Raw genomic sequence first — 14,133 nt, forward strand, 5'->3', positions numbered from 1 at the left:
GGCCGAAGCCTGGGGCCTTCACCGTCCGTACCGAGAGCTTCTTGCCCCGGGCCGTCTTGTGCGATTGGCTGTCGCGCTCGGTGTAGATGTCCTTGAGCACGCCGTGGTCGCGCATGAACGACATGGCTGCAGGGGCCATGCTGCCACGCGCGTTCGGTCGGTAGCCGTCCTCGATCATGCGCCGGGAGAGGATCCGAAACAGGAGGTAGAACAGGTCGTCGGCGTAGCCGCCCATGAGTGTGCCCGTCAGCAGCAGCGTCTTGCGCGCTTTCGCTGCCAGCACTCCCATGGCCTGGCCCTGGGCCGAACCGCTGTTCTTGTACTCGTGTCCCTCGTCCACCACCAGTAGGTCGAAATAGCCTTGAGGTAACATCCTCTTGATGAACTCGGTCGGCTGGTAGCCGCCCTCGCCGAAGCCGAATTCCAGGTTGGCCATCGCCCGCTCCATGCGCTTGGCCTGGCGGTCGCTGAAGACGAAGTTGCCCTTGGCGTCCATCAGATTGATGAACTCGTGGACGTTGTCAGCCAGCATCGTGGCGAGAAACTCTTCGCCGAAGTCCGCCACCAACTTCTCGGCCCGGATGGGGCCGATGGTGGGTATGCGACACATCGACTTAAGGATCACGCTGCGCCTGTCACCGCCGGCGGCCTTGCCCGGGCGCATCAGCGTCCAGAGGGGCGCCTTGCACTTCGGGCACTGCCGGCGCCGTTCCTCGCACTGGAAGTCCTCCAGGGTGAGGTAGTTGCCTTCCTCGTCCTCGAGCACGCGACCACAGTCCGTGCAGCAGGCCAGCCGCCGTCCACCGGCGGCGCGGCGCGTACCGCACGCCAGCCGCCAGTGAAAGCCCATCCGCATCCGCACACGGCCCAGGATGAAGAACTCCTGGCGACCATCGTACGGCTCGCCCAGGGCCTGGCGGAGCTTGAGCAGCTTCACCAGGGTGTCCGGTCCGTTGAGCACCCAGACGCGCGCGCCTGGGACGGTTTCGAGGATCTCGCGCCGCCACTTGTAGACCAGGTGGGGCGGCGAGACGACCAGGGTGCGGCGGTGGCCTTCGGCGTGGAGTACAGCTGCCACGGCAATGGCCATCATGGTTTTCCCGGTCCCCATCTCGGCGTTGATGATGCCGGCCTGTTCTCCGCGGTCGAGCAGCAGCGCGGCGATCGCCTGGACGACATCGGCTTGCGCCGGGAAGGGTGTGCGTTTGAGACCTGCCATCACGGCCTGGCGCCCGGGGTGAGCGGCGCCGGCATAGACCGGTGGGTTGGAGCGGTTGAGGGAGTCGAGCAGACCCTCACCGAACTCGGCGATGAAATCGGTCAGGCTGACGGTGGTGAGCAGGGCCGGTTGGCCAGCGTTGAGGTCGGTCATGTGGATCTCCTTGGAGAGGCGGGCACGGCCGACCCCGGATGGGTATCGGCGTACCCAGGGGGCGGTGATTGATCAATTAGTGGAATTGCGGGTCTGTAACGGCTGACTTTCAGTAAAGCGGTAAAGGATCAGTGCCGGGGGCACTACAGATGACGGTTAATCTCGAGTTGATTTTGAGGGTCCTCGCCGCAGGTAATCTCGGCTTGTTCCTCATGGTGGTCTTCTGTGGATCCCTGTTAGGAGACGCGCCTCGAAAGATTCCTTAGTAGTCCGAGGGCAACAGCAGCGTGGTCACGCTGCGATCGGCTTCGGTGATGATCCAGAGCCGGGGCTCATCGGACATCGGGGTGTCGTAGCTGGAGAACAGCCGATTGCCCAGGCGCAGAGCCTGGTCGTTGCTGTGCTTGTCCTCTTGGTCAAGCTCGCCCCAGTCCGCCTGCAGGTGACGCCGCAGGTAGGTCACGGGGTTGAGCTCACCGCGCTCCACCCGCTCGCTCACCGCTGCCGTCATGACGATCCGACCAGAGTCGAAGCGTCCAGCCGGTAGCCGGAGCGGTTCAGGTGCTGTAGGTGGTGGTGGCTCGGTCGCTGCCGTCGCCGAGGTGATGGTCAGGACCTGTCCCAGCGTCTGAGATCCCGGTGTCATGTCCCAGGCCCGGATCACGGGCACGAAACGGTCGGTCAGGATCCGCGACTCCAGGACATTGCCGTCCTCATCCTCAGTGAATTCGGTGCGGCTGACCTTTTCCTTGTAGGTGTCGCCCTTGAGTACCAAGACGCGCCCATTGGGAGAGGTGACCACGCCCGAGATCGCCCCGGCTGCGAGAGCCAGGGCCAGGTGCCATTGCGACAGCGCCTTGACCGGTGGTCGTGGTACTTGGCCAGCCTGGCCGAAGTGCAGGGTGAAGTCGCTCCAGAGTCCGCCCAGTCGACCTGTCTCCAAGGCAAGCTGCTCAGGCTCCAAGGTGACCCGGTAGAAGTGCTCCAGCTCCGTGACGGCGGCCGGCACACCATAGGGCTCCCCGAGCCATACCTCCGGTAGCGGTTCAGCCGAGGTCTCGCCGCTGCCGATCGCACGAAAGCGCTCTCGGGTTGCCTTGACGTCGGCAGGTCTTGCCAGATCCTGCCGGCGAATCCGGATGCCGAAGATCACCACCTGTTTGAAGGTCGGATCCGCGGCCGCATGGATCTGCAGGCCGGTGAAGTGATTGCAGAGCCAGCCACACAGCTCATCGTCCAGAACGTAGTGCGGCACGATCAGCACCAGGGTCCCGCCGTATTGCAGCAGCGGTAGCGAGCGTTGATAGAACAGCTTCTCCAGTCGCCGGCGGCCGCTGCCCTGATACTGGGTGGCGCCGCTGTGGTCGGCGACCAGGTCGCCGTAGGGGGGGTTGAGCCAGAGCAGCCCAAAGGCCTGCCGCGTGACGATGGTGTCCATCAGGTCGCCCTGCAGGACGCGATCGAGTAGGCCGCGCGCGTGCTCGGCACGCTCCCGGTCGTACTCCACCGCGCAGGCCTTGACGCGCTCACGCCCTAGGGTATGAGCAGCTTCCGCCAGGGCCACGCCTTCACCGGCGCACGGATCGAGGATCCGCATGGTGCCGGTGGAGGCAGGGCTCAGGGCCTGCAGGGTCCGTTCGAGCGTGACCTCGTCGGTGGGGTAGTAGCCAGCTTTGGCGAAGTTGCGCGCCAGGCGCGGAAACATCAGGGCCATGGTCGGAGCTCCAGTGTTGGGAAAGTGAGGGAAGAGGGGCCGCAAGCAGCCCAATCAGGAGGTGGTGAGCTGACCGGCGCGGATGCGCTGGCCAAGGTGGTACTGCAGCTCGTCGAGCTTGAGTCGGAGTCGCCAGCCGGCCAGGTCGCCCAGGGCGCCGGGTAGGCGCTCGAGCATCTGCTCCTGCAGGAGCAGCTCCATGACCGGTTCCTGCCAGTGCGGCAGGAGTGGGAGTGGGCAGGTGTTGACCACCAGCGGCCAGAGACTGGCCAGGGGGTCGATGTTGTCGCGCACCAGGGCGTAGGCCAGGTGATTGGCACGATCCGGTATCGCGCAGCGCCCGTCGAACAGCCAGACGTGAAGCAGGCTGCCAAACAGGGTGCCGCGCAGTTGGCGGGTCGTGCGTTTCTCCAGTCGCTCGGCGTCCGGAAAGACCGGCAGGCTGCGGCCGCTCTGGACTAGGTGGAATTGCTCGAGACCGCCTTCGCTGCGTCCCAAGGTGAGCCTGGCCAGGAATTCCTGGACGGCGGTGTCGCGGCCCCAGGCCGAGAGAAAGATCAGCCGCCGTTCTTCATCGCAGACACAGGCGTCCACCAGCAGATCGGGGCACTCATCGATAGGGTAGAGGGGCATCGTCAGCTCCTTGTGGAGGCAACGCGCCTAGGGGCGGTTGCCCCGAGGTGGGTGAGAGAGGACGCTCAGCGCGCCGCGTGGTATCGCCGGACGCCTTCGCGCCATTCGAGATTGATGCCGTGGGTAGCCCTGGGCAGGAAGTGCAGCGGGCAACTCCAGTAGAAGGGGCCCGAGCTTTCATCCAGTGACTTATGGCCCCAACGGCCCCCGTGAACGTCCAGTAGGTCGCAACCGATTAGGACGCAAGCCTCACCGGCGGCGACGCCGGGAAAGACGCCATCGCGTTTGGGTACCAGCTTCACGATCTGCCACAGCACGTTATCGACCAGGTGATGATCGAGGACCGTGCGCGTGCAGTTGTCGGTTTCGCCGTTGGCGGTGAGTTCGGAGATCAGCGCATCGCGCGTGGGGTGAGAAAACAGCCAGCCCATAGGGAAGGTCCTTGTGGTGATGGCCAGGCCTTCCCGCTGGGAGAGGTCCCAGCCGGGTGTGGTTGTGAGGGTGAGGTCAGGCCGCGCGATTCCAGGCCTGCGATTTGAAGTCCATGGTGTAGCCCAACTGGCCCAACCGCTGGCATTGCTGCCGGAGGCGTTGCCGGTCGACCGTTGAGTCCAGCCGCACGGTCTCGCCAAGTGGCCAGACGGTGCCGAAGAGCTCCTGGTCAGCTTCATCGACATCAGGCGCAGGCGTTACCGGAGAAGCTGCTGGTGATGCCGGCATCCCGAAGGGTGCGGTGTCGTCTGCAGGCGCTACCAGAGTGCTGGCAGACCTGGCGGGACGAGCGGGTTGTGGTCGAGCCTTCGGCAGGGGCGCCGCGACAGGTTGCTCTTCATCGAGCGGATCCGGCGACTGCGCATCGATCTGCGCGTTGTCGTAGGCCGTCAGGGTGTCTAGGTCCTCGAGCACCATGCTGTCCAGGCGCGCGCGAATCTCGATGACCAGGCGGCCGCCAGTGCTGTAGGACGAGGCACGTATCTCGGTGATGACGAACTCGCCGCGGTACTTGCCCTCCACGTGTTGCTCGAGCACAGCGTCCTTGATGACGAATTCGCCGATAGAGGTAGAGAGCCGGCCGACGTTGAAGGCGCCGTTGCGTCCCTGGATGGTGCGGATGGCCAGATGGCCGGGGATCTTGATCATGGCGGTCCTCGTGAATAGGGGGCACGCCATGCCCAGCAGGGAATGGGTACCCTGTGGGAGAAAACGGTGAAAGGTGCATCCATCGGCGGAGCCGACCGCTTGCGCTACCGGATGCTCGGCAAGCTTGGGGTTGGATCAGCGCGGGGCGCCGTGGTCTTGAGATCCTGACCACCTGGGCATGGCTGACAACGTCAGCGGCATGTGGGATGAATTCTGAAAGCGGCGCTGTAGCTGGTCAATAGGCCTGACAAAAGAAAGGCGCCCGGAGGCGCCTGACAGGAGGGTTAGAACTGAGGCAGACCTTCGAGGAGGAAGCCATTGGGATCGAGGATCAGGATCCTTACGTCGGCCTGGCCTGCCAGGCCAAGCACCCGTATGGTCTCCGGCATAAAACCTTCTTCGTGGTGCATGGCCTGCAGGGCCGATAGTCCGAACCCTTCCAGCTTGTTCAGATGCTCGTCCGTCCAGGGTGTGCCGTGAAGCTTGAAGCCGACGGCATCGCTGTCTGGCAGGGTGAAGCACTCGAACAGCAGCAAGTGGGTATCAGCGTGCTGCACCAGGTCCTGCAGCTCGTCCCACTCGTCATCTGGCAAGTGCGCTGAAGTGATCTCGAAGGAGCGGCTGTAGAAGCCCGTTTCGAACTGGATGCGCTTAAGCAGGCCTTGGGCCCGTTCCAGCGTTTCCGTGTCGCCGAGGTGAAGCTCCTGGCCGTTCTCCATAGCCCGGACCGCGTAGACCACGGCGCGTATCTGCCCGTTGGCCGGGTATAGGGCGTGCTGGTCTTCTGTGACTTCACCAGGCTCGACCGCCACAGCATGGGTATCGTTGAAGATGCAGAAGTGGCCTACCACCTGTTGGTCGGCTGCATCTTTCTGCTCCTCGGGCATCTGCCGGTAGCAGGGTTGGAAGTGATCGTCATAGGTGATCAGGAGCTCGCGGCGGATGTACAGGTCCTGGTAACCGCGGATGAAAGGGTTGAGCGTTGTCATGGGCATTTCCTCGAAACGAGGAGCCGCCCGGAGGGTCGGCCCCTCTGGGTTGTGTAGTGGTAGCGTTCGGTTAAGAAGGGTTACAGCTGGTCTAGATCCTCAGCGAAGAACATGGCGCTGTCCTGATGCTGACAGGTATTGCAGGTCATCTCGCAGGTGTCGTCGCAGGCGGTTTCATCATCCTCGAGCGAATGTGTCACAGGGTGAGGGGGTTCTACGCCACCTTCTGCCGAGACATCAGCCGATCCGCATTTTGGGCAAGCCCAGCGGATGGCAGCTTCATCGTCCGGGTAATGTGGCCAGACCGTCCGCTGAGCACGTTCGACGGCCTCAGCGAAGCCATGAGTCATGGTCAAGTCGGCGATCAGCTCAATGGGACTGTTGCCCCAAATCAGCAGCATCGTGCCTTCGTAACCCGCATGGTTTTCCGATAGGAAGCGCACCCGGGACAGCTCGGTCTCCGCTGCTTGCTCGGCTACCTCATCAACGGACCAGGTGGCCTGGATGGGACCCCATTCCTTGCCATCCCAAAGCTCGGTTGCGCGCCAACCGTGACGCTGCAGGTCGGCTAGCACGGCCACCAGGCCGGAGTGTTCGGTGATTGTGTGAGTGCCGGAAGTCGAATCATTGTTCATATGCAGCTCCTCGGACGAAGAGCTGCCCAGAGGGTCAGCCCCTCTGGGTTAGTGGTCAGGTGTTGCTACAGGTCTTCGAGCGCCATGAGGCCCTGGGTGACACGTAGCAAATGGGTATGGACGCGAATCTCAGAGGGTTGCTCTGATTCGTCCTGGTAATGAAGCTCAGCTATCAGGCGTTCACGACCTTTGTAGGTCCCGAATACGCTGAAAACCTGCGCAGGTACGGTAGGGCAGTCGAGATCGTGATCGCGGGCGTATCGGACCTGACGAAACCTATTGAGGTACTCGGCAAACTCCGCTGCGTTCATTGAAATGTGCTCGCGCACGGGCTTACCCGCGTCATCAATCTCATCACCAAGGTGATCAAGGGACATCGAGTAAAACAACCGCGGCTTATGGCCTAGCGCTCGGTAAAAGGTGAGGGCTTGACCGGCAGCCTCAAGGCTTAAGACCGCGCACTCGACGCATCCTGAAATTACAAGGTTATATGGCATGGTTCACATCCTGTTGAAGTCGCAGCATAGCAATCGATAGCTAGCTGGCAACTGCCAAGGCGCGTCAGGGCCATATCCCACCAGGGAAAAGGCCCCTGGTGGGTGGTGTTCAGGTCGTCAGATGCTCAGCGAATGCCGAGTCCACTTCCCTGAGTTGAGTGCTTGTTCAGCAGCCTTGTGGCTGCGGAAGTATTCGTTCGACTCGCGGCTAAAGGGCAGGCCCTCATCGTCCAGCGTGCCGAGGTAGAAACCGCGGCGGGACTGCAGGACCTGCAACGGGTAGTTGTGGCCGGCGTCGTCAAGATCGAACTTGCTGTGAGCGGGTGAGGTTTCGGTACCCATGGGGCCTCCAAAAGACAAAGGCGCCCGAGGGCGCCTATAAGGTGTGATCAGTCAGGCCTGGACGCGGTCAGCGCTGGTGGCGTTCATCTCGAACAGAAACCAGGCGTTGTCGCAAAACAGGTCGCTGCTCAGCAGCTCTTCGGTTGCATCGTCATAGGAGACTTCGGCAACGATGGGCAGGGCGGGCAGCTCAGACTTGATGGTGGCGATGACTTGCATGATGGGCTCCAAAAATTCAGCTAATGGAGATCACCATGCCCCGGTCCGGGGATGGTGCCCCCGGATGGGTGTGCGAAGAGAAAAGTGGCAAAGCCTAGGTAGAGCAGGGGCGCCCAGTGGGCGCCTGGAAGAGCAGGGTGACTCAAGCGGCCGATTGGTCGCCTTCGTTCCCTTGATCCGTACCTTGCTGCTCAGCCGAGGCTGCGTCGCGCGGTTTGGCTTCGTAGACGAACTCACCTTCCACTTTGATCCAGCCGATGTACAGGAGACGACCTTTCAGGCTCGCGCCGTGTTGTCCCTGCTTCGGTCCGGAGGAGTAGGTGAAGGGATCAGCCCAGCAATCGCCGATGCGGAAGGACACGAGGACCTTCTTCTCAGCGTTGACGGCTTCAATGCAACGACGAACCAGCTTTTCAGCTTCGGCGCCGACGACATTGCAGTCGATGTAGCGGTATTCCACCGCTTCTTTGCTGCCGCACAGGGCTGCTACGGTGACAGCCAAAAACGGCTTGGCGCCTCTGCCTTTGGGTTTCACTTCGCGGATGCGGTTGAGGTAACCGATACCGGTGGTGTGCAGGTCGAAGTATTGGCTTTCGTTGGCTTGGTTGCTCATGGTGACTCTCCAGTTTCAAGAGGTGAAAACGGAGAACACCTTGCCCGGGAGGGGAAGAGTATTCCCCGCGTGGGTGGGTGTAGCCAGAAAGGGTGGTGCCAGGTCAGTGCATGAACTTGAACGCAGTCAGCATGACGCCAACAGCGGCCGAGAGCATGACGCCCATGCGGATGGTGAGCTTGAGTTCGAGCTGCGCGAGATCAGCCTTGGTAGCAAGGTGAGTTTGCATATCGGACTCCATAGCATCGACAACAGCAGTTGCTTTGTCTTCCGAGACATCGATGGAGCGCAATGCCTGGTACAACGCAAAACCGCTTTTCATGGAAGGTCTCCAGGATGTGACGGAGACCGGCCCTGACGGGGAGTCCCGTCGAGGGTGGGTGGAAGGTGCATTCATCAACCGGGGGTGCCGGTCAATCGTTCGCGCTACCGAATGCTTAGCGAACTTGGGTTTGGATCAATGCGCTTGGAGCGCATCGCAGTCGTGAGATCCGAGACTGCCCGGGGCATGTTGCTGACAACGTCAGCGGCATACACCCTCAGAATGTTCAGAGCCGTATCGCTTGTCAATACCCCCGCGATGAAAAAGCTCTCCGAGGAGGGCGTTGGTAGAGCGGTGCATCAATGCGACCGGATCAGCTTTAATGCCTTCTGTTTGATGTTGGACCAGTCCAGCCAGACAGGCGTACCAACACAGACGATCAGCAGCACCGACAAGAGGGTGATTCCAAAGGCGGTCTGACTCATATCGTGGATCCCATCCCAGCTATCAAGATCAGCACAAAGGCAATGAGCATGAGGGATACGTCGATCGTAAATCTGCTCGCTATCGGGTCGCTGTCAGACTTGGTGCTCAATTGGGGCGGTGACACATCTGGCTGGGTATCTAACTGACGCTGTGTCAGGCCAGGCTTGGCAGCCCACTGCGCACGTATGTGAGCTTCCAACGCATCGACGACAGTCATTGCCTTATCTTCAGGTATATCGACGGAACGCAACGCCCGGTACAACGCCAGATCAAGTCCCATGAAAGGCCTCCATGGTGGGAGAGTTCTCGGTGGCTGACAGGCCTAAGGTGTCAGAGGGTCAACGCTTGTCAATACCTCGGAAATGAAAAAGCCCTCCGAGGAGGGCTTTGGTAGATCAGTGCATCAATGCGAGCGGATCAGCTTCTGAGCCTTCTGCTTCACGTTGGGCCAGTCAGCCCAAACCGCAACAGCGCTGAAGAACACCAGCATGCCACTCAACATCAGGACGCCAAAGGTGGTTTGGTCCATGTTAATCCTCCCGGGTGAGGCAGATACCAATGAGCCAGAGTATAGCACCTGACAGGAAGGTATAGACCGTGAGGACCTGATGATCGCTCAGGAAAATACCGATCAGTGCCGCGCCCATGGCGGTAGTACCAACCTTACGGAAGTCGTCTGCAATTGCAGCGAGTCGTTTCGAAGCCATGGCTTTCCTTTCAGTTGTGGCGTCAGGAAAACCGCCCTGACGGGAGGTTTCCCGACAGGGGTGGGTAAGGTGTGAATCAGCTGGCCAGTGCGACCTCAGGGTCGAACGGGGCGATCAGCTGGTCCAAGGAGCCCGGCCGCAGCGCTAGAGGCGCTGGCGACTGGACGGGCTCAGTGGCAGAGGCGGCAGCCTTGGGTTTGCGCGGCTTGCGCTCACGCTTGGGCTTTTCAGGCTGGGCTTCGCGAGTGTTCTTGTTGAACCACGTGTGAAGATCCATCCCACCACGGCGTGTCATCGCAGGCACGTGATCCATCAGCTCAAGATCCTGTGCCGATAAGATCGGTTGCGGAAACTCGACTACATGACGTTCAGCCGGTGCTATGGACGGACGCGCAGTGCGTGCCTGGGCTTGAGCATTACGCACGGAGCGAATGACTTCACGCAGGGCAGTACCGACGGATTCGCCAAAGCGGTAGCTCAGGGTAGGTGTGGTCATGATGTTTCTCCTGCAGGTGAGTAATGCGGAGAAACACTGATCCCGGGCGGGGGAGTGTGTCCCCGCTGGGTAGGTAGAGCAGATGTGTGAGGTGCCTCCATCAACCGGTAGAACCGGTCAATCGTTCGCGCCTCCGGAAGCTTGGCGAACTATGGGTGCGGATCGACGTGGGTAACCACGTTACAGTCTTGAGATCCAGAACTGCCTGGGCATGTTGCTGACGACGTCAGCGGAACATGGCTCAAGAATGTGCAGGGGCCTCGCGCTTGTCAATCCGAGCAGACAAGAAAAGCCCTCCAGGAGGAGGGCATGTGTGTCTTTCAGTCCCCTTCGAAACAACCGCAGGGGCAGGTCATCCAAGTCAAGCCATGGGTGCAGTACCCATCGTCTGCCAGTTCTTCATCGAGTTGCTCCTGCTCGTCGATGCTCAAATAGCCGTAACGCTCACGGGCATATTTGAAAGCGAACATCGTTTTCTCGTCCGCCTGCTCGTCTTCGCTGAACGCCTCGCGCATGGACTCGGAGAAGCCCTTGCTCACCATGGTGTCGTAGGTGGTATAGCGAGCGCAGGACTGTGCATACAGCTGATCGACATGCTGTCTGATCAAAACAGGCTGGAACAGCGTGCTTTTGTTGGGTTCGAGCATTACCCGGTTGCTGGTGGGGAAAGCAGCAGTGTGGGAAAGGTTGGAAATCATGATGTTTCTCCTGCAGGAATGATGCAGAGAAACACTGATCCCGGGCGGGGGAGTGTGTCCCCGCTGGGTAGGTAGAGCAGATGTGTGAGGTGCCTCCATCAACCGGTAGAACCAGTCAACCGTTCGCGCCTCCGGAAGCTTGGCGAACTATGGGTGCGGATCGACGTGGGTGACCACGTTGCAGTCTTGAGATCCAGAGCTGCCTGGGCATGTTGCTGACGACGTCAGCGGAACATGGGGCAATCATCGGAGGCGGCGGATAAGGCTGTCAAGCGGAAGGAGGGCAGAGCGAGGCAAAAGCGGAAGCGGGGGTCGAGCGAGGGGGAGGAAAGCAGGAGAAGCGCGCCAGGCGCAGCGCTGGGTCTAGCAGCAAGGCGCCTCGGCGAGGGTGAGGCTAGTGAAGCTCAAGACAAAGATGCCACCTGTGAGCGTGAGCACCGGCGCTGGTGGTCCCTGGGCATTGACCTACCGTCCTGATGATCGTCGCATTCACCCGACCCGTTATCGTGGCTAGGGCCAGTAATCGCAAGGCACGCATCCGCGCACAAAAGGATCCCATTTTTGCGCCGGCGGGCACCGGCAGAGAGGAGGGCTACCCGAGGGGTAGCCTCGTCCACCAGGCGATGCCGAGAGGACCAGGCTACCCTTCGAATGCAGCTGAAGGGGAGGAACAGTGTGGGCCAACACACCAGGTTGGCCCGAAGTACAGTGTGCACCGAACCTTCTGTGAGCCCTATGTGCCTGTGAACCCGCTTATCACGAGTTAGACGGCTGCGTGTCTGCTGCAGAACAGGGAGACACAGGGAGAGCATCACGCAAAGATCTACACGCCCTACCCGATGCTTAGCGTGCTCTAGGGGTGAAGCTTCAAGACCAGGTCGAGAAGCTTCGGGGTTGCCACTGATGACCGCCAGTGCGCGAGCGGGGTGGAACGCTTGCATTATGGGGCTGTGACCGTGACAAAGGCAAGAAAGCTCCCAGAGGACCGGATCCTAGGCGGAAGCACTGCTGCGCTTGGCTTTTCCTGGGCCGCCTTTGCCTTTCCCTTTCGGCGCTTCGATGTTCACCAGGCCCTTGCAGTCGGGGTAGCGCAGGCAGGACCAGAAGTCGCCGCTCTTGCCCTTTCGCTTGGCCATCTTGGCCTGGCAGAGCGGGCACGACGGGCCCTCCGGGACTTTGATGTTGAGCGTGGTTTGGCGGTACTGGGCGACCAGCTTGCCGATCCAGGCTCCTTGCTTGGCGATAAAGTCGTCCAGCTGCATGGTGCCGGCCTCGATCATGTCCAAGGCCTGCTCCCAGATGGCGGTAGTACCCGGGTCGGCCACTGCCGGCGGCACCGCGGCGATCAGCGAGACGCCGGCGTCGGATGCCCGCACTGCTTTGCCCTTCTTGAGGAGGAACTCACGATCGATCAGGCCCTGGATGATGCTGGCCCGGGTGGCTTCGGTGCCGATGCCGGTGGTCTCTTTGAGCTTGGCGGCCAGGCGCGGGTCGGTCACCAGCTTGGCCACGGTCTTCATCGCCTTGATGAGATCGCCTTCGGTATAAGGTTTGGGTGGTTGCGTCTGCTGCGCCTTGAGCTGGGCCTGCTGTAACTGGGCGCGAGAGGCGTTCTGTAGCGGCGGCAGGATCTGCGCGCGGTCTTTCTCCTTGCTGTCCTCATCGTCATCAGCTGCTACTGCCTGGAACAGCGTCTTCCAGCCTGGCACCACGATGCGCTTGCCCACCGCCCGCAACGCCACCTGGTTGCAGTCGAAGTCGGCCACCGTCCGGTCGAACTCGTGGTGGGGCATGAACTGGGCAAGGTAGTGCGCGCGGATCAGGCTGTAGACCGCACGTTCCTTGTCACTCATGGCCGCCAGGTTGGCGGGCTCCAAGGTCGGGATGATGCCGTGGTGCGCGGTGATCTTGGCGTCGTTCCAGGCCCGCGAGCGCTGCGCCGGATCGATGCTGGCCAGCACCGGGGCAATGGACGGATCCGTGCGCCGGATCGCCTCGAGCACGGCCGGCACCTCCGGCAGCATGCTTGTGGGCAGGTAGCCGCAGTCGGTCCTGGGGTAAGTCGTTGCCTTGTGCGTCTCATACAGCGCCTGGGCGACGTTCAGGGTCTCCTGAGCCCCGAGCCCAAGCTTCTTTGAGCAGATCTCCTGAAGCGTGCCCAGATCGAAGGGCAGGGGCGCCACCTCCTTGACCCGCTCGGTGTCGACCGACACCGCAATGGCGGTAGATCCCGCAGTGAGGCGCGCCTGCGCAGCCTGGGCATGGCGTTGGTCGAGGCAGCGCCCCTCGTCATCGGTGATGTCGCGGGCAGGTCGCCACTGCGCGGTGAAGGTCTGGCCGTTGGCGGCCAGCAGTACGTCCAAGCTCCAGAACGGCACCGGGACGAAGTGGGCGATCTCCCGATCGCGGTCGACCACCAGACGCAGCGTTGGCGTCTGAACCCGTCCTACCGACAGCACCCCGCTGTAGCCGGCCTGCCGGCCGAGGAGGGTGAACAGCCGGGTGAAGTTCATGCCGATCAGCCAGTCAGCCCGGGAGCGAGCCAGCGCCGAGTGATACATGGAAAAGGTCTCGGCCCCCGGCTTGAGGCTGGCCAGGGCCTGGCGGATCGAGGCGTCGTTGAGGGCGGACAGCCACAGACGCTGAATGGGTCCGCGATAGCCGCAGTGCTCCAGCAGCTCGCGGGCGATCATCTCGCCCTCGCGATCGGCATCAGTGGCGATGACCAGTTCGGTCGCTTCCTTGAGCACCGCCTTGACCGCCTTGAACTGGCTGCTGGTCTTGGGCTTGACCTCGACCTTCCAGCTTGCCGGCAGGATCGGCAGTGCATCGAGCGACCAGGACTTCAACTGCGGATCGTAGGCCTCGGGTGGCGCCTGCTCCAGGAGATGACCGATCCCCCAGGTCACCACCACCCCCTGACCGCGAATGCAGCCTTCACCGCGTCCGGTGGCGCCGAGCACCCGGGCAATGTCTTTGCCCTGGCTGGGCTTCTCGCACAAAAACACACGCATGGGATTCCCCTGTCGATGGCCGAATGGCCTGCAGGGCAAACGGTGCCAGGCATGGCGTACGAGGGCAGCGCTTAACCGAAAACGGTCCAGATATGGTTACACCTTGGGAATAGTTGTCCCGCTAACGATCATTGTGGGCGAAGGGCCTGGTTTGGGACCATTGCGACCTGGGTCAATTTTAGCGGACACCAGCTGCCAGTTTTTCCCGCTTTCCAAGTTGGTCTTCTGCAACAGCCCCCTCGCTTTCGATAACAACAAGCCCTTCCTAACGAACCCTATCCGCGCTTGGCCACGGTCAAGTTATCTGGCCCGCCTA

19 protein-coding genes are annotated in these 14,133 nt (G+C 61.6%); all 19 read right to left on the reverse strand.

Annotated elements, in window-relative coordinates:
• Positions 1-1,372: SNF2-related protein (locus QMX82_RS08735; RefSeq protein ID WP_282282393.1), on the reverse strand; the 1,372-nt coding region annotated here is incomplete at its 3' end.
• 262 nt (positions 1,373-1,634) lie between these two features.
• Positions 1,635-3,086, reverse strand: coding sequence for a DUF6094 domain-containing protein (locus QMX82_RS08740; RefSeq protein WP_282282395.1), 1,452 nt, complete (start codon positions 3,084-3,086; stop codon positions 1,635-1,637).
• 54 nt (positions 3,087-3,140) lie between these two features.
• Positions 3,141-3,719: a hypothetical protein gene (locus tag QMX82_RS08745; RefSeq protein ID WP_282282397.1), complete on the reverse strand. Its 579-nt coding sequence runs from the start codon at positions 3,717-3,719 to the stop codon at positions 3,141-3,143.
• A 65-nt stretch (positions 3,720-3,784) separates the two neighbouring features.
• Positions 3,785-4,150, reverse strand: a complete 366-nt coding sequence (locus QMX82_RS08750; protein WP_282282399.1) for a hypothetical protein — start codon at positions 4,148-4,150, stop codon at positions 3,785-3,787.
• Positions 4,151-4,226: 76 nt separating this feature from the next.
• Entirely contained in the window at positions 4,227-4,859 is a 633-nt protein-coding gene (locus tag QMX82_RS08755) for a DUF3275 family protein (RefSeq protein ID WP_282282401.1), read from the reverse strand.
• A gap of 284 nt (positions 4,860-5,143) precedes the next feature.
• Positions 5,144-5,848, reverse strand: a complete 705-nt coding sequence (locus QMX82_RS08760) for an ABC transporter substrate-binding protein (protein WP_282282403.1) — start codon at positions 5,846-5,848, stop codon at positions 5,144-5,146.
• Between the two features lie 80 nt (positions 5,849-5,928).
• Complete coding sequence (locus tag QMX82_RS08765) at positions 5,929-6,483, reverse strand: hypothetical protein (protein ID WP_282282405.1); 555 nt, start codon at positions 6,481-6,483, stop codon at positions 5,929-5,931.
• A 65-nt stretch (positions 6,484-6,548) separates the two neighbouring features.
• On the reverse strand, positions 6,549-6,980 hold the full coding sequence (locus QMX82_RS08770; RefSeq protein ID WP_282282407.1) for a hypothetical protein: 432 nt from the start codon (positions 6,978-6,980) through the stop codon (positions 6,549-6,551).
• Between the two features lie 117 nt (positions 6,981-7,097).
• Positions 7,098-7,322, reverse strand: a complete 225-nt coding sequence (locus QMX82_RS08775) for a hypothetical protein (protein WP_158897093.1) — start codon at positions 7,320-7,322, stop codon at positions 7,098-7,100.
• Between the two features lie 51 nt (positions 7,323-7,373).
• The gene (locus QMX82_RS08780; RefSeq protein WP_167497031.1) at positions 7,374-7,541 is read right to left on the reverse strand and encodes a hypothetical protein; all 168 of its coding nucleotides are present in this window, start codon (positions 7,539-7,541) and stop codon (positions 7,374-7,376) included.
• A gap of 142 nt (positions 7,542-7,683) precedes the next feature.
• Positions 7,684-8,154 carry an STY4534 family ICE replication protein gene (locus QMX82_RS08785; RefSeq protein WP_282282412.1) on the reverse strand — a complete coding sequence of 157 codons (471 nt, stop codon included), beginning with the start codon at positions 8,152-8,154 and terminating at the stop codon, positions 7,684-7,686.
• Between the two features lie 103 nt (positions 8,155-8,257).
• Positions 8,258-8,476 (reverse strand): hypothetical protein, encoded by a 219-nt coding sequence (locus tag QMX82_RS08790; protein ID WP_282282414.1) that lies wholly within the window; start codon positions 8,474-8,476, stop codon positions 8,258-8,260.
• Positions 8,477-8,775: 299 nt separating this feature from the next.
• A complete protein-coding gene (locus QMX82_RS08795) occupies positions 8,776-8,901 on the reverse strand; it encodes a hypothetical protein (RefSeq protein ID WP_282282416.1) in 126 nt (41 codons plus the stop codon).
• Positions 8,898-9,182 carry a hypothetical protein gene (locus QMX82_RS08800; RefSeq protein WP_282282418.1) on the reverse strand — a complete coding sequence of 95 codons (285 nt, stop codon included), beginning with the start codon at positions 9,180-9,182 and terminating at the stop codon, positions 8,898-8,900. Before QMX82_RS08800 ends, QMX82_RS08795 begins: the two co-directional genes overlap by 4 nt.
• Positions 9,183-9,305: 123 nt before the next feature.
• The gene (locus tag QMX82_RS08805) at positions 9,306-9,431 is read right to left on the reverse strand and encodes a hypothetical protein (RefSeq protein WP_256664731.1); all 126 of its coding nucleotides are present in this window, start codon (positions 9,429-9,431) and stop codon (positions 9,306-9,308) included.
• 1 nt (position 9,432) lies between these two features.
• Positions 9,433-9,609 (reverse strand): hypothetical protein, encoded by a 177-nt coding sequence (locus QMX82_RS08810; protein ID WP_178118486.1) that lies wholly within the window; start codon positions 9,607-9,609, stop codon positions 9,433-9,435.
• Between the two features lie 76 nt (positions 9,610-9,685).
• The gene (locus tag QMX82_RS08815) at positions 9,686-10,105 is read right to left on the reverse strand and encodes a hypothetical protein (RefSeq protein WP_282282426.1); all 420 of its coding nucleotides are present in this window, start codon (positions 10,103-10,105) and stop codon (positions 9,686-9,688) included.
• A 320-nt stretch (positions 10,106-10,425) separates the two neighbouring features.
• Positions 10,426-10,803, reverse strand: a complete 378-nt coding sequence (locus QMX82_RS08820; RefSeq protein ID WP_282282428.1) for a hypothetical protein — start codon at positions 10,801-10,803, stop codon at positions 10,426-10,428.
• Between the two features lie 992 nt (positions 10,804-11,795).
• A complete protein-coding gene (locus tag QMX82_RS08825) occupies positions 11,796-13,817 on the reverse strand; it encodes a DNA topoisomerase III (protein WP_282282430.1) in 2,022 nt (673 codons plus the stop codon).
• Positions 13,818-14,133 lie beyond the last annotated feature (316 nt).

The organism is Pseudomonas sp. PS02302, from assembly GCF_029959585.1.
GTDB classification, from domain to species: Bacteria; Pseudomonadota; Gammaproteobacteria; order Pseudomonadales; family Pseudomonadaceae; genus Chryseomonas; species Chryseomonas aestiva.

What these genes read in the sequence shown, in the direction of transcription:
- QMX82_RS08775 (WP_158897093.1), bottom strand. Translation starts at nt 7,322, where the DNA reads ATGGGTACCGAAACCTCACCCGCTCACAGCAAGTTCGATCTTGACGAC.
- QMX82_RS08815 (WP_282282426.1), bottom strand. Translation starts at nt 10,105, where the DNA reads ATGACCACACCTACCCTGAGCTACCGCTTTGGCGAATCCGTCGGTACT.
- QMX82_RS08800 (WP_282282418.1), bottom strand. Translation starts at nt 9,182, where the DNA reads ATGGGACTTGATCTGGCGTTGTACCGGGCGTTGCGTTCCGTCGATATA.
- QMX82_RS08795 (WP_282282416.1), bottom strand. Translation starts at nt 8,901, where the DNA reads ATGAGTCAGACCGCCTTTGGAATCACCCTCTTGTCGGTGCTGCTGATC.
- QMX82_RS08760 (WP_282282403.1), bottom strand. Translation starts at nt 5,848, where the DNA reads ATGACAACGCTCAACCCTTTCATCCGCGGTTACCAGGACCTGTACATC.
- QMX82_RS08750 (WP_282282399.1), bottom strand. Translation starts at nt 4,150, where the DNA reads ATGGGCTGGCTGTTTTCTCACCCCACGCGCGATGCGCTGATCTCCGAA.
- QMX82_RS08740 (WP_282282395.1), bottom strand. Translation starts at nt 3,086, where the DNA reads ATGGCCCTGATGTTTCCGCGCCTGGCGCGCAACTTCGCCAAAGCTGGC.
- QMX82_RS08825 (WP_282282430.1), bottom strand. Translation starts at nt 13,817, where the DNA reads ATGCGTGTGTTTTTGTGCGAGAAGCCCAGCCAGGGCAAAGACATTGCC.
- QMX82_RS08745 (WP_282282397.1), bottom strand. Translation starts at nt 3,719, where the DNA reads ATGCCCCTCTACCCTATCGATGAGTGCCCCGATCTGCTGGTGGACGCC.
- QMX82_RS08755 (WP_282282401.1), bottom strand. Translation starts at nt 4,859, where the DNA reads ATGATCAAGATCCCCGGCCATCTGGCCATCCGCACCATCCAGGGACGC.
- QMX82_RS08770 (WP_282282407.1), bottom strand. Translation starts at nt 6,980, where the DNA reads ATGCCATATAACCTTGTAATTTCAGGATGCGTCGAGTGCGCGGTCTTA.
- QMX82_RS08780 (WP_167497031.1), bottom strand. Translation starts at nt 7,541, where the DNA reads ATGCAAGTCATCGCCACCATCAAGTCTGAGCTGCCCGCCCTGCCCATC.
- QMX82_RS08790 (WP_282282414.1), bottom strand. Translation starts at nt 8,476, where the DNA reads ATGAAAAGCGGTTTTGCGTTGTACCAGGCATTGCGCTCCATCGATGTC.
- QMX82_RS08820 (WP_282282428.1), bottom strand. Translation starts at nt 10,803, where the DNA reads ATGATTTCCAACCTTTCCCACACTGCTGCTTTCCCCACCAGCAACCGG.
- QMX82_RS08805 (WP_256664731.1), bottom strand. Translation starts at nt 9,431, where the DNA reads ATGGACCAAACCACCTTTGGCGTCCTGATGTTGAGTGGCATGCTGGTG.
- QMX82_RS08785 (WP_282282412.1), bottom strand. Translation starts at nt 8,154, where the DNA reads ATGAGCAACCAAGCCAACGAAAGCCAATACTTCGACCTGCACACCACC.
- QMX82_RS08765 (WP_282282405.1), bottom strand. Translation starts at nt 6,483, where the DNA reads ATGAACAATGATTCGACTTCCGGCACTCACACAATCACCGAACACTCC.
- QMX82_RS08810 (WP_178118486.1), bottom strand. Translation starts at nt 9,609, where the DNA reads ATGGCTTCGAAACGACTCGCTGCAATTGCAGACGACTTCCGTAAGGTT.